The following is a 12,722-nucleotide window of genomic DNA, read 5'->3' on the forward strand; positions in this document are numbered from 1 at the left end:
GGCGGCAACGGCTTTCCTGCCCCGTCCGCAGGCCGAATATGCCGCAGGAGCAGGGCTTTATCGGGGCCGCTGCGCCGGATCAGCGGCCGCCGCGCGAGACCCGCTCGATTTCGGCCTTCACGATGCGTTCAACCATGCCCGGCAGATTGTCGTCGAGCCAGGATTTCAGCATCGGACGCAGCATCTCCTTGACCAGATCCTCCAGCGTCCGCGCGTTGCTGCTGAGCACCGTATGGGCCAGGGAATTGAAGGCGGATTCAACTGCCGAGACCGTCGATTGCGCCAGGATCGGCTGCTGGGGCGGCACCGGGGGCGCGTCGAAGTCCACCGGCGCATAGGACGGCGGTGGCATCGGACGCGGCGGCGATTCGGCGAATTCGAGATCGTCGCGCGGCTCGACCTTGCGGAAGCTTGGTGGCGGCGGAGCCGGCGTCGGGTCCACCGCCATCTCGTCGGTCAGTTCGAGCACGTCGGGCTCGGGCTCCGGCTCCGGCTCAGGTTCCGGCGCGCGGACCTCGGGCGCAGGCGTCGCCGCGTCAAGCCCTGCCAGCAGCGCGTCGATATCGTCCTGGTTGTTTGACGCATCCGCCGCAGGTGGCGGCGGTGCTGGAGCGGGCTTTGCAGCCGGCGGTGGCGCGGGCTTCTCGGCGGCCGGCTTGGCGGCTGCGACCTTGGACGGCGGAATGTCGTTCATGGCCTGCGGCTTTGGTGCAGCCGCGGCGGGCGCGGGCTTGGCGGCTTCGGCCGGCGGCGGCTTGGCTTCATCGTCGGCAATGATGCGCCGGATCGAGGCCAGAATCTCCTCCATCGAGGGTTCTGTGACCTTTGCAGGCTGCGTCATCTCCGACTCCACATCATCAACGCCCTCGCATGCGTTGTTTTACACCAAGCACGAACAGGATTGGCCGGTTCCGGATGGGTGGCCCGACATTTTCGTCGCGGCAGCCCGACTTGTCCCCAGATCACGGCTCAACGTGCAGCGGTGCGCCCCTGCCCCCGGTACTCAAGCTTTACGCACGCAGCATCGATGCGATGCCGAATCGACACGCATCATCTCGGCAAGGCTATGTCAGGGAATTTGACGATTGCAAGCAAAGCGCTGGTCGGCCTCGTTCAATCACGAGGCCGACCGGACAACTACGGAGTTAGCGTCCGTCAGGCGTACGCACGCCGGCCCAGCTGTCGCGGACCTGATGGTAGTGAACGCTCGGATCGTAAATCGTCGTCGCAAGGCCCAGGACCTGCGGCGACAGACGGCCTACGGCAGCCAGCACCTGATAGGATGCGACGACGCGGTCATGCTGCGCGGTCACCAGCGCAACGCGCGCATTGACCAACGCCTGCTGCGCGTTGAGGACGTCGAGCGTGGTGCGTTGACCGGCCTTGGCCTCTTCACGAACGCCATTGAGCGCGATTTCGGACGCCGTCACCTGCGCCTGCGCCGACTGCACCTGCGCCTTGCCGGCCTGCAACGATCCCCACCACTGCACCACGGTCGCACGGGTCTGGTCGCGCGTATTTTCGAGATTGAGACGCTGCTGCGCCAGGTTTTCCTTGGACTGGCGGATCAGCGCATATTCTGTGCCGCCCTGATAGATCGGCACCGAGAGCTGAGCGGTCGCAGCGGCATTGAACGCCCGGTACTGGATAAGCGACTGTTCGTTGGCTTGGGTAGCGTTGGCCTGTAGCGTCACCGTCGGCAACAGAGCGCCCTCGGCGACCTTGACCTGTAGAAAGTTGACATCGATGCCGAACATCGCGGCCGTGACGTTGGGATGCTCAATCAGGCCGAGCTCCACCGCGGCGGACAGCGTCGGGGGCAGGTAACGATCGACCGGCGAACCTGGCGCAAGGTTTGTCGGCTCATTGCCGATGATGCGGCGGAAAGTGGCACGGGTCGTGTTGAGATTCGCTTCAGCAGTCAGCGCCTGCGTCCTGCCGGCTGCCAGCTGTGCTTCCGATTGCGCGACGTCGGTGCGCGTTACTTCGCCGACATTGAAGCGGTCGCGAGTCTGCTTGAGGGTCTGCTCAAGCACCCGCACGTTGCTGCGCTGGACTTCGAGCGTGGCCGAGTCGCGCAAATAATCCATGTAGGTTGTGGCGGCCTGGAGCAGTACGCTTTGATCAAGGCTGCGCAACGCTTCGCGGGATCCGGACACCTGGCTCTCCGCGGCGCGGGTCCTGTTAGCCGTCTGGTTGCCGTTATAGAGCGTCTGCGACACGTTCAGGCCAACACTGCGGGGAACCGTGGTCCCGTTAATCGGAACGGTGCCGGGTGCGCTCAGCGTGTCCTGGTATTGATAGCCGGCGCTCGCCGTCAGATTGACCTTGGGCCGATAGCCGGACAGGGCCTGAGGCACGTTCTCGTCCGTCGAGCGCACCTGTGCGCGCTGTGCGTTGAGCTGAGGATTGTTCTGATAGGCGCGCACCAGCGCGGACTCGATCGTATCCGCCAAGGCAGGCGCCGGCCCGGCAAGCGCGAGCAAGAGGACCGAAACCGCAGCTCCGGTGAAGAGCTTCACCCCATGCATCCCAAAATTTCCGTTCATTCTAGCGCCCGGCTCGTGCCCGCGAGCTGGGTTACCATCAACCGAGTGGAGTCGTTGCCCCGCCGCAACATAGGCTGCGGATCGGCGCGACGGAACTACCTCAGCGCAGTTCCCAGTGGAAACTCTTCACGTGCAGCATCCCAGCCACACTTCTGATTCAGAACGGGATTTTAACGGGCTTTTGGCCGTCAGAAGACGAAGGCGGGCGCCCGTGCCAGCCCCGGAAGCACCGGGGCGGCGGCGTCGAACAGTGACCGATGGCCGTATTCACCGTGGGTACGGGTCACGATCATCGCCCGCGGCGGCCTGGATTCGGCCGATACCCCTACCAGACGCCCGCCCTCCTTCAGCTGCCCGAGGATCGCTTCCGGCGTCACATCAGTCGCGCCATTGAGGACGATCACGTCGTAGGGAGCGGCGGCTGGATCACCTTCGGCGCAGGCCGCGGCCTTGCAGGTAACGTTGGCAAGGTTCAGCGCGCCCAGCGCGGCCTTGGCCTTTGCAGCCAAAGCCGAATCGCATTCGGTCGCCGTCACCTGCCGCGCGAGCTTGGCGGTCAGTGCGGCGAGGTAGCCGGTGGCGCAGCCGACCACCAGCACGTTGTCGCCCTCGCCGATTTCGCCGGCCTGGAGCAGCTTGCCGGTCAGCTGCGGCTTGATCAGGAAGCGCTTGGCGCCGCCTTCGCTCACATCGAGGTCGAGATCGAGATAGGCCAGCGCCTGGCGGTCGGCCGGCACGAAGGCCTCGCGCGGGACGGTGAGCATGGCATCGAGAACACGACGGTCGGTGACGTCATTGGTGCGCACCTGGCCATCGACCATTTTGAGGCGCGCGGTCGAGAAACCGGACATTTGCAGACCCTGCAAGGCGGACGATGCCGCGGACGAAATTCGCGGCATCTTTGGAGCATGCACGTCCAAAACGCAACACGGCTGTTAGCCGGCGGGGCTGCCGCTTCCGCATCTTACCGCATCAGGGTCCGGGCGGGATTATTCGATCGCTATCGCCAGGCGACCGATCAGGGCGGCAACCTCGTCCAGCCGTGCCGAATCGGGCGTCTCGACCGCCCGCGCCAGGCAGGCGAGGCATTCGTCGTCGCTCAGCTCTGGAATCTCGGCCGGCAGAATCGAGGGGGCCAGATGGTCGTCGACCTGGATGTTTGGCATGGGAATCAGCTCCGCTAAGATCCGGCTGTCGCGAAGGTCGATTTCAATTAAGTCGATTTGGCGCCGTCCGCGTGGCGTGACGGGGCCACTCCACACACGCCTGCTTGAATGCGATTCCCGGCCGGGAACACGCAAAACGTGGTTCAGAACGCGTGACAACGAGATCGCGCGTCGCTTGAGATCGCGACCGTAAACCACTGATTTTGCGGTAGGATTTGGCTCCCCGGGCTGGATTCGAACCAGCGACCATCCGATTAACAGTCGGATGCTCTACCGCTGAGCTACCGAGGAAAAGGCGAACCAGTCGTTCGCGCGCGGCTGCGTATAACAAAGCCGCTTGCGCTTGCAAAGGACGAATTCGTCATCATCCGCAACAGGCCGGAAGGAGGTTAGGACGCCTCTTCCTCCGGACCATGTCCGCCGAGGACTACTCCGCGAGGAACGAGGTCGTCTTGGTGCCGGGATCGTAGCGCAGCCGAAGCGCGGTCATCTTGCAGAGGTTGACGTTTTTCCAGAGCACGGCTTCGTCGTAGCTCTTCCAGTCGACGCGGATGTTCCAGACGCATCCTTCATCGTCCTCATCGAACTCGACATAGGTGCTCGCCTGGTTCTGCAACACCTTGTCAAGTTCGTTGTCCCATTCGTCCAGGCCATCGTCCGGCGCGTTGAAGCCGAGGAATTTGATGGCATAGCCGGTCTCGTTGACGACAGTGACATTGCGGGCGTCGGCGGCGAACGAGGGCATGGCGGCGATGGAAAGGCCGATCGCGATCAGTCCAGACAGAAAATATTTCATATGAAATTTCTCCGATCGAAACAGGCTTCAGCGCCTGGCGTCGATCGGCGCAGGCGCCGCGGCAACCAATGGTGTTGCCTCACGAGAGTCATCCGGAGTGCGATCGAACGGTTCAAGACGATCAATCGGCACTCCGGGACGTAGCGCGACGCGAGACGCGCTCAGCCTGTTTTATCGCTTCGAATTCTCCGCAGCAATGAACCGGCGTTCATAGATCGGCAGTGTTCGTTTTCGCCGGCGCCGGCGCCGGAACAGCAGCGCCGTTGCTCTTCCCCGTGACGGCGCCGACCAGCGCCTTCACGGGATCGTCGCCGGGCGCAAAGCCGCTCTGGCGCAGGATCTCGTCGATCATCGGACGCAGCGCGTGCACCTTGAGCAGCTCGCCGGCAAGCCCCTCGCCGAAACCGACATTGCCTCCGCCGGCACCATTGCCGCCGAACGCGCCGCCGGTGTGCAGGATGCGGACGTCCTTGAGGTTTCCGATCGGCTTGACCATCTCCGCCAGCGCCGACGGCATGATCTCGATCCGCTTCTTGGCGATCTCGAAGTCGATGACGTTGCTGCCGAGCTTGTTCTGCGCCTCGTTCTTCATGGTGATGACGGCGGCTTCCGCCTCACCGATGTTGCGCACGCCGACGGCCTTGATCTTGTTGGACTCGGCTTCGGCCGTGGCCAGCGTCTTGACGGCCTCGGCGCGATCGAGCGAGGCCTTCTTCTCGGCTTCGGCCGCGACGATCAGTTCGGTTGACTTCCGTTCGGCCTCGGTCCGCGCTTCCAGCACCTGGGTGAGACGCGCACGATCGGCGACCTCGACTGCGCGTGCGGTCACGACCTTTTCCTCGGCGGAGACGGCGAGCGCTTCGGCGGCCTTGGCCTCGGCGACGGCTTCCGAGGTCTGCTTGCTCTTGGCTGCGATCTGGATCTCGTTCTCCTGCGTCGCGATCTGGATCTCGCGCTGGGCGTCAGTCTTGCGCTTGTTGATCGCCAGATCCGACTCGATGACCGCAGTTTCCTTGACCTGCTTGGCGCCGGCCTCCTTCTCGGCAACGGCCCTGTCCGTATCGATGCGAGCGTTTTCCTCGGTCAGGCGCGCGGTCTGCGTCGCGGTTGCCACCTCGGCGCGGGTGCTCGCGGTCTTGTTGGCGATGTCGCGCTCCTGCGACAGCTCGGCTTCCTTCTTGGTCCGCTCGATGGTCAGGGTCTGCTGCCGCGCCTCGAGGTCCTTCTGCGCGATCGCCACCTCATTGTCGCGCACGATCGAGTTGCGGTCACGCCGGCGCGTCTCGGTGACGGTCTTAAGCTGAGTCAGACCTTCGGCGTCGAAGAAGTTTTCCGGGTTGAAGAACTTGACGTCCGTTTGATCGAGTTTGGTCAGCGACACGGATTCAAGCTCGAGGCCGTTGGATTTCACGTCGGACTCGACCGTCGCCTGCACATGCTTGACGAAGTCCGAGCGCTTTTCCTGGAGCTCGAGGATGCTCATGGTCGCCGCCACTGAGCGCAGGCCGTCGACGAATTTCGCCTCGACCTGGTTACGCAGCGCTTCGGCGTCATTGGTCAGCGCACCCAGCGTCTGGCTCGCAAGCGCGATACTCTCGTCGTCCGGACGGACGCGCACGTAGAACTCGGCGACGATGTCGACGCGAAGGCGATCCTTGGTGATGAGGGATTCCCGCTCCTTGCGCTCCACGGTGAGCCGCAGCGTCTTCAGGTTGACGCTGGCATAGGAGTGAAAGATCGGCAGGATCATGGCGCCGCCATCGAGCACGACCTTCTTGCCGCCGAGACCGGTGCGGACGAAGGCCTCGTCGCGGGTGGCGCGCTTGTAGAGGATCGTGAAGACGACCCCCAGGACGACGATCAGCGCGACGCCGATCATGGCCGGGACAGCGATGTCGAACATGACTTTCTCCGATAATGGCTTGCTAGCTGATTAGAGTGGGCTTGGACGGTTTGAGTTCATCGTCAGCCTTGACCGCGACGAAGCGGGTGCCGTCGCGATCGACCAGCAGGACCATGGTTCCCTGCGGTAACGGCGATGAATCGGGCGCTGCAACTGCCGAGACAAAATGGCGGTTGCCGTGGACGTCCGCGACGCTGACGCGGCCGGGCGGCCCCTGGTCGAGCGGGCCGATGACGACCTCGCCGATGCGGCCGACGAGCTCCCCGAGGCCGATGGCGTAGCTTTCATCCTTCGGAATGACGCGCGCGATAGCCCGGCTTGCAGCGCGGACCAGCGGAATCGAGACGGCGACCGCCCCGACCGAGGCGAGCGTCGCCGGCAAGGGACCTGCCACCATTCGCGCGACGTCCTGGATCAGGAATCCGGCGATCGAGAAGGCCCCGAGCAAGAGCAGCAGAAAGATCAGCAGCGGCACGCCGCCGACATTGATCCAGGAAATGGCGTTGATCACGCCATTGTCGCTGGGGTGGCCAAAATCGATGTTGGTGCCGAGCATCTCGCTCAAGGAAGCCCCGACCAGCATCGAGACCACTTCGATCGAGCCGACGATGACGATCATGGCCGCCGCGACTGCGAACGGCCTGACCTCCGGTGACATGACGTGTTCGAGCAAAGCGCTCATGACACGGCACTCAGGAGCCCGACTTCAACCGGGCCAGCCGCGCTGCAATTTCCCTGTCGCGATGCAACGTGCTGAGCTCGTCGATGTCGCTCGAATAAGGGATGCCCGGCGGCACGCCGGTGGCCCGTGCCACCGCCTTGCCCGCGCGCAGCGCCTTGGCGGCCGCAGAGCCGGCGCCCTGCTTCCGGGACGGCGTCGAGGCCTGATGGCTGGCAGCCTCGCTCTTTTCGAGATCGGAGCGGCGCTGCTCGGCATCCTGGAGCGCGGATAACACCGCACGCAGCGAGGTGATGCATTGCTCGATCTTCTCGTTGTTCTCGTCGATGGCGCGGGAGAGCACGTCGAACTGCGCCTCCAGATCCATCTGGCGCGCGATGCCGGCGCGCGCGAGATCGTCGCGCCCGTCCGCAATCGCCCCCTCGATCTTGGCGGCAAGATCGGTCATCGCGCGCTCGATCTCGCTGCGGCGTGCATTGAGGCGGTATTCCTCGGCACGCGCAGCGGCGAGCGCATCGCGCGCTTCGGTCTCGGCGCGCTCGATCTCGCGGATAGCCTGCCCCACCACCTTCAGCTTGTTCTTGCCTTCCGCCTGCTCGATCGCGTCATAGGCGATCCCGGCGATCAGGCGCCCGACCCGGGACAGGAAGTTTTCGGGAGCGGCAGCGATGGTCTCCATGGCGTTCTCCTCCTCTGGCGGATTGTTCGGCGTGACGCCGTAGTGAACTTCGAAAGCGTCGTCGTCGGTGCGGATGAGGCGCGCGGGCACGCTCTGCCCCCAGCCCTCGGCATAGCCGGCATAATCGAAGGGCACTGTGAAGCGCCCTTGCACGGTCGCGATCGAAATGGTGGCCGGGCCCTTAATCTTGGCGAGCTTGTCGTCGAGCGGCAGACGGCGGCCCTGCGCCGCGCGATACTCTGTGCGGTCCCGCAAGCCCAGTGTCACCAGCCGCGAGGGCAGCGCAGTCGCTTTTCGGATCGGGTCATAGGCGTGGGCATGGAGCAGCACGACATTGGAGCCGACATTGTGGCTTCGCGCGACGTCATCGAGGATTTCCATCATGCGGTCATACGCCCTGAACGTCGCCTCCAGCGCGGCCTTGGCGGCCGGGTCAGGGGCAAGCCTGTAACGGAGCGCGGAGGGCGCGTTTCGGGGCTGCTCTTTCATCGAAAGCACTAAAGCACCATCTTGGTGCTTTAGGAAGGGATGGGGCCATCACGTTCCGCTGATCCTTATTCACTGCAGGGATTAGTCGCTGTCGCCTGAGGCCGCGTTCAAAGGGTCCGATCACCTCTCCATCACCGCGGATCAAGACTTATTGCACGCTTTGGTTGCAATTTTTTGGAGAGCTTGGCGAAGATGGCCAACAGGAGTCGTAGAAACGTGAAGCCGATTGGTCGAGGGCCTAAGCCGCCGATCTCACCTCCGGGACGAATAGCGGCGGATGAGCTTCGCTAATCCGCCCTACGCTGCTCTCATGGTCGCCGGCAGACCAGATCGATCTCGATCAATGCGTCATACGCCAAGCCGGTGACACCGACGCAGGTGCGGGCTGGCAGGCGGTCCGGCGGAAAGTACGTACGGTAAGTCTCGTTCATTGCCGTGTAGTCTTCCTTGAAACGCGTCAGATAGATCCGCGTCATCACGACGTGCTCGAGGCCGAGATCGAGACCGGCCAAGACCACTTTCAGGTTCTCCATCACCGCGTGCGTCTGTGCAACGATGCCGTCGGGCAGCACGCCCGGCGTCTGCGGCGTGTCCGGCATTTGGCCGGTGACGAAGACGAAGCCGTCGGTCTCGACGGCGTGGCTGAACGGCGCGACCGGCTTCGGGCCGCCGCTGATCATGTGGAATTTCACTTGAGCTGTCCTTGTTAGGGCGCGTCCTGAAACAGACGCTTGCTGAGAATGGCGTGGACGCCCCAATTGCCGTCGACGACTTGGGTGACGCCGAAATCAACGGCGGCTGACATCAGCGCGATCGCTTCGTCCTCGCTGAGGCCTTTGACGTTCATCAGGAAGCGCCGCATCTTGCGAAACGCGTCTTTCATGGCGAGATCGAGCGACGACTTTGCGTAGACCTCGCTTTGCCCCTGGGCGCCGAACTCCGCGAGGTAGTTCGGATGGCTGAAGCCGGTCAGCACCCAATCGGTTGCAGTCTCGATCAGGGGATAGGAGAGATCGGCGAACGGCTGTCCGGCGAGATCGGCTTTCTTGTGCAGGATCACCTCGAAGGTGCCGGTCATCGAGCATTCGATCGCGGTGCCGCTGAGTTCGCCATCGCCCTGGGCGGCATGGGGGTCGCCGACCGACAACAGCGCGCCGGGGACCGAAACGGGAAGATAGACCGTCGCCCCCTTCCCCAGCCGCCAATTGTCCAGATTGCCGCCGAAATAGGACGGTGGCACCGAGTCGATGAAATCGACCTCGCGCGGCGCCACCGCGATCACGCCGAAATGCGGCCGCAAGGGAATCTTGATGCCGTCGAGCACGGCATGCCGGCGCTTGACCGTGCCAGCCGCCACGGGAACCCCGGGATAGTCATAGGCCGCATGTACGACTCCGGACGGATCGGTCTGCGGTTCCCAGCGGTAGGAATAGAGCGCGCGGGCGTGCGGCGCGTCAGTGTCGTCGAAGATCTCGTAGATCGTCACGACCTCGCGCGGCTTCGGACCTGCGAGAAACTCGTTGTAGTGATAGCCCCACCAGGCTGCGACGGAGGAGCCGAACACGCGTCCTGAATGTTCGGGATGGCGGCTCGCGCGCGGCACGATGTCGAGGATCCGCACCTCCAGCACGTCGCCGGGCTGGGCGTCCTTCACCGCCACGGGACCCGTGCAGATGTGTACGCCAAAGCCTTCTCCGGCGCCGCGTCCGAACACGCTGGCATCCATGGGACCTGCGCCGCGGCGATCCACGTTCTTCCTGGCCTTGGTCCAGCCGAACACGCTTTCAGCGGCGGGATCGCCCGCGATCATCAGTTCTGGGTCGTCGGAGGCATGCTGGGTCAGCGTCTCGATGGTGATGGTATCGCCCGAGGCGATCTCGAGTTGCGGCCACAACGAACGGCTGAAGTAGCCCCAGTGAACACGGTCGGCTTCGATCGGGAGATGATGGTGCTTGCGACCCGAAATTCCCGGCTCCTCGAACTCGGCGAGGCAGACATTGCTGCGCGTCTCCGTACCGGTCTGATGTGCGCGGAGTTGTGCCAGCGCGTCCTGCGGCCAGCCGCGCTGACCGATGTTTCCCTGCTGTGCCGTCGCGCGTTCCGCCTCCTGCTGGCGAAACTCGCGCGGCGGCAGGCCGAAGCGATGGCGGAAGGCGCGGCTGAAATGCGCGGAGTCACCGAATCCATAAGCGTAGGCGATCTCCGAGATCGAACGATGCGCCTCGGTCGGATTGGACAGGTCGGCCCAGGCACGCTGAAGCCTTCGCTCGCGAACGTAGTGGGTGAAATTGTCGCCGACCGTCTCGAACAGCTTCTGCAAATAGCGTTCGGAAATGCCCTCGGCTTGCGCGACGCGGACCGGCACGAGATCGGGATCGTCGAGGCGACGCTCGATGACCTGGCAGATCCGGTGCAGCAGCGCAGACTGCGCCGCGCTGGATCCAGCATCGGTGGTCGATGCGGCCAACTGATGCGCGAGCGTCAGGAGAAGATCGACGAGCGACTGCGCGAGCGAATTCCATTCGGCATCACTCAGCGTGTCGAGCGTGCGCGCGGTCGCGTCCAGCAGGCGCGAGAATACGTCGGCAAAGCCGGTGGTCGGCACGACCCTGGGCTCGCCGAGCCGCGGCTTGCCCGACAGGCGCCCGTGCAGTGCCTCCGACGTCACGGATAGCACGATGGCGCGCATGTCGCGCTGGAACACGATGCTCCAATCGCCGCTGCGCGGCAGCAGCACGAGGTGGCCGACGGGAATGATCCGGTGACTGCCGGCGCTTTTCAGCACCACGCCGTCCTCGACCGGCATCAGCGCGATGGGCAGGTCTTCGTTCGCTCGCGAGAGCGGACCGACGCTCTGCGCGCCCGCAGCCATACGCGTCAATGCGACGCCTGCGGCGTGCCGGTGCGAGGCGGTTGCGTGTCCGTCTAATAGCGCGTGACCGCCCGCCGGTTGCAGGCCGACCGCAGCCAGAACGTCCCGCCAGGCCTCGGGGCGGTCGTCTTGCGCGTAGGACTCGCTCGTGAACGGGCGGAAGCTCATCGGATCGACCCAGATTGCAGTGGATCGAAGCAACCTCTGTGCCAGACGTGCGCTGTCATCGGTCGCAGCGACGGGCCGCAGATGCGGGTTCTCCTTCACGCCTTATTCCCAATATCGAATACACATCAATGCATTAGTCGCATCGGAAAATGTTCTTTCGGATCGTGCCATGGACGCCCCAATTGGCGTCGACGACCTGGGTGACGCCGAAATCTGCGCCGACCGACAGAAGCGATATCGCCTCGTCCTCGCTGAGACCGTGCACCGTCATCAGAAACCGGCGGAGTTTTCTGAACGCATCGCGCATCGCACGGTCGAGACTCGAGTGATTGGCAATCTCGGTTTGCGCATCGGCGCCCAGCGCGGCGAGATAGTTCGGATAGGTAAAGCCGTAGAACGACCAGGCCTGATCGGTCTCGAGCATGGGATGGTCGAGGCCCTCGAGGCTGGTGCCGGCCAGATCCGCCTTCTTGTGCAGAATGAACTCAAAATCGCCGGTCAGCGAGGTCTCGATCGCGGTGCCGCCGAGCTCGCTGTCGCCTTGCGCGGCATGGGGATCGCCGACCGAGAAATAGGCGCCTGGAACGGCGACGGGATAGAACATCCGCGCGCCCTTGCCGATGCGCCAGTCGTCGATGTTCCCGCCGGTATAGCTCGGCGGAATCGAGCTGACGAAATCGGCCTCCGAGGGCGCAAGGCCCATCGTGCCGAAGTGCAGCCGCGCCGGCACCTTTACACTGGAAAGGATGTTCTCGCGCTTCCTGATGGTGGCGTGGTCCACGCGCACGCCGGGATAGTCGATGGTCGGATGCACGATTCCGTCGGGGTCGGTCTGCGGCGTCCAGACGTAGTTGTAGACCGCCTTTGCGTAGGGCTCGCCGGAGGTGTCGAGCTCGAAAATGGTGATGACCTCGCGCGGCTTCGGCTCCTCGATGAGGTCGTGGTAGTGAAAGCCCCAGTTCGCGGCGACGTTGGAGCCGAAGCAACGGCCGGCGTGGCAGGCACTGCAGCTCGGCCGCGGCCGGACATCGAGAATGCGCACCTCCAGAATATCGCCGGGCTCGGCGCCTTCGATCGCGACCGGACCGGTGAGGAGATGCACGCCGATCCCCTCGCCTGCGCCGCGGATGAACGGACCCTCGACGGGACCGGAGCCGCGGCGCGCCACCGCCTTGTGCTCCCGGGTCCACTGGAACACGCTCTCGGCGCCGGGATCGCCCTGGATCATGCGCTCGTAATCGTCATTCGCATGATGCGTAAGCGTCTCGATCGTGGCGCGATCTCCGGAACGCAGCGTCAGGGCCGGGGCGACCGCCTTGGAAAAATAGCCCCAGTGAACGGTCTTCGGCGAAACCGGCAGCGTGACATGCTTCATGACTTCAACTCTTCTGACCTGGCCTCTTCGGGTGTCGTGAATTTTG

General features: G+C 64.1%; 11 protein-coding genes and 1 tRNA gene. All 12 read right to left on the reverse strand.

Features of this window, described 5'->3' with window-relative positions; all coding sequences use genetic code 11:
• Positions 1 to 79: 79 nt before the first annotated feature.
• Positions 80 to 841, reverse strand: a complete 762-nt coding sequence (locus JQ580_RS05160; RefSeq protein WP_212278604.1) for a PopZ family protein — start codon at positions 839 to 841, stop codon at positions 80 to 82.
• 304 nt (positions 842 to 1,145) lie between these two features.
• Complete coding sequence (locus tag JQ580_RS05165) at positions 1,146 to 2,531, reverse strand: TolC family outer membrane protein (protein WP_212278605.1); 1,386 nt, start codon at positions 2,529 to 2,531, stop codon at positions 1,146 to 1,148.
• A gap of 206 nt (positions 2,532 to 2,737) precedes the next feature.
• Complete coding sequence (locus JQ580_RS05170; protein ID WP_212278606.1) at positions 2,738 to 3,400, reverse strand: protein-L-isoaspartate O-methyltransferase family protein; 663 nt, start codon at positions 3,398 to 3,400, stop codon at positions 2,738 to 2,740.
• A gap of 138 nt (positions 3,401 to 3,538) precedes the next feature.
• Entirely contained in the window at positions 3,539 to 3,715 is a 177-nt protein-coding gene (locus JQ580_RS05175) for a hypothetical protein (RefSeq protein ID WP_212278607.1), read from the reverse strand.
• Positions 3,716 to 3,931: 216 nt separating this feature from the next.
• Positions 3,932 to 4,006: transfer RNA gene (locus JQ580_RS05180), tRNA-Asn, on the reverse strand.
• A 136-nt stretch (positions 4,007 to 4,142) separates the two neighbouring features.
• Complete coding sequence (locus JQ580_RS05185; protein WP_212278608.1) at positions 4,143 to 4,511, reverse strand: hypothetical protein; 369 nt, start codon at positions 4,509 to 4,511, stop codon at positions 4,143 to 4,145.
• A 208-nt stretch (positions 4,512 to 4,719) separates the two neighbouring features.
• Positions 4,720 to 6,414, reverse strand: coding sequence for a flotillin family protein (locus JQ580_RS05190; RefSeq protein ID WP_212278609.1), 1,695 nt, complete (start codon positions 6,412 to 6,414; stop codon positions 4,720 to 4,722).
• A gap of 22 nt (positions 6,415 to 6,436) precedes the next feature.
• The gene (locus tag JQ580_RS05195) at positions 6,437 to 7,096 is read right to left on the reverse strand and encodes an OB-fold-containig protein (RefSeq protein WP_212278610.1); all 660 of its coding nucleotides are present in this window, start codon (positions 7,094 to 7,096) and stop codon (positions 6,437 to 6,439) included.
• Positions 7,097 to 7,106: 10 nt separating this feature from the next.
• Positions 7,107 to 8,270 carry a PspA/IM30 family protein gene (locus tag JQ580_RS05200; protein ID WP_212278611.1) on the reverse strand — a complete coding sequence of 388 codons (1,164 nt, stop codon included), beginning with the start codon at positions 8,268 to 8,270 and terminating at the stop codon, positions 7,107 to 7,109.
• 299 nt (positions 8,271 to 8,569) lie between these two features.
• Positions 8,570 to 8,953, reverse strand: coding sequence for a RidA family protein (locus tag JQ580_RS05205; RefSeq protein ID WP_212278612.1), 384 nt, complete (start codon positions 8,951 to 8,953; stop codon positions 8,570 to 8,572).
• A gap of 14 nt (positions 8,954 to 8,967) precedes the next feature.
• Positions 8,968 to 11,301, reverse strand: coding sequence for an acetamidase/formamidase family protein (locus JQ580_RS05210; RefSeq protein ID WP_212279213.1), 2,334 nt, complete (start codon positions 11,299 to 11,301; stop codon positions 8,968 to 8,970).
• A gap of 133 nt (positions 11,302 to 11,434) precedes the next feature.
• Entirely contained in the window at positions 11,435 to 12,676 is a 1,242-nt protein-coding gene (locus JQ580_RS05215; RefSeq protein ID WP_212278613.1) for an acetamidase/formamidase family protein, read from the reverse strand.
• Positions 12,677 to 12,722: the final 46 nt, after the last annotated feature.

This window comes from Bradyrhizobium sp. SZCCT0148 (assembly GCF_018129985.1).
Taxonomy (GTDB): domain Bacteria; phylum Pseudomonadota; class Alphaproteobacteria; order Rhizobiales; family Xanthobacteraceae; genus Bradyrhizobium; species Bradyrhizobium japonicum_H.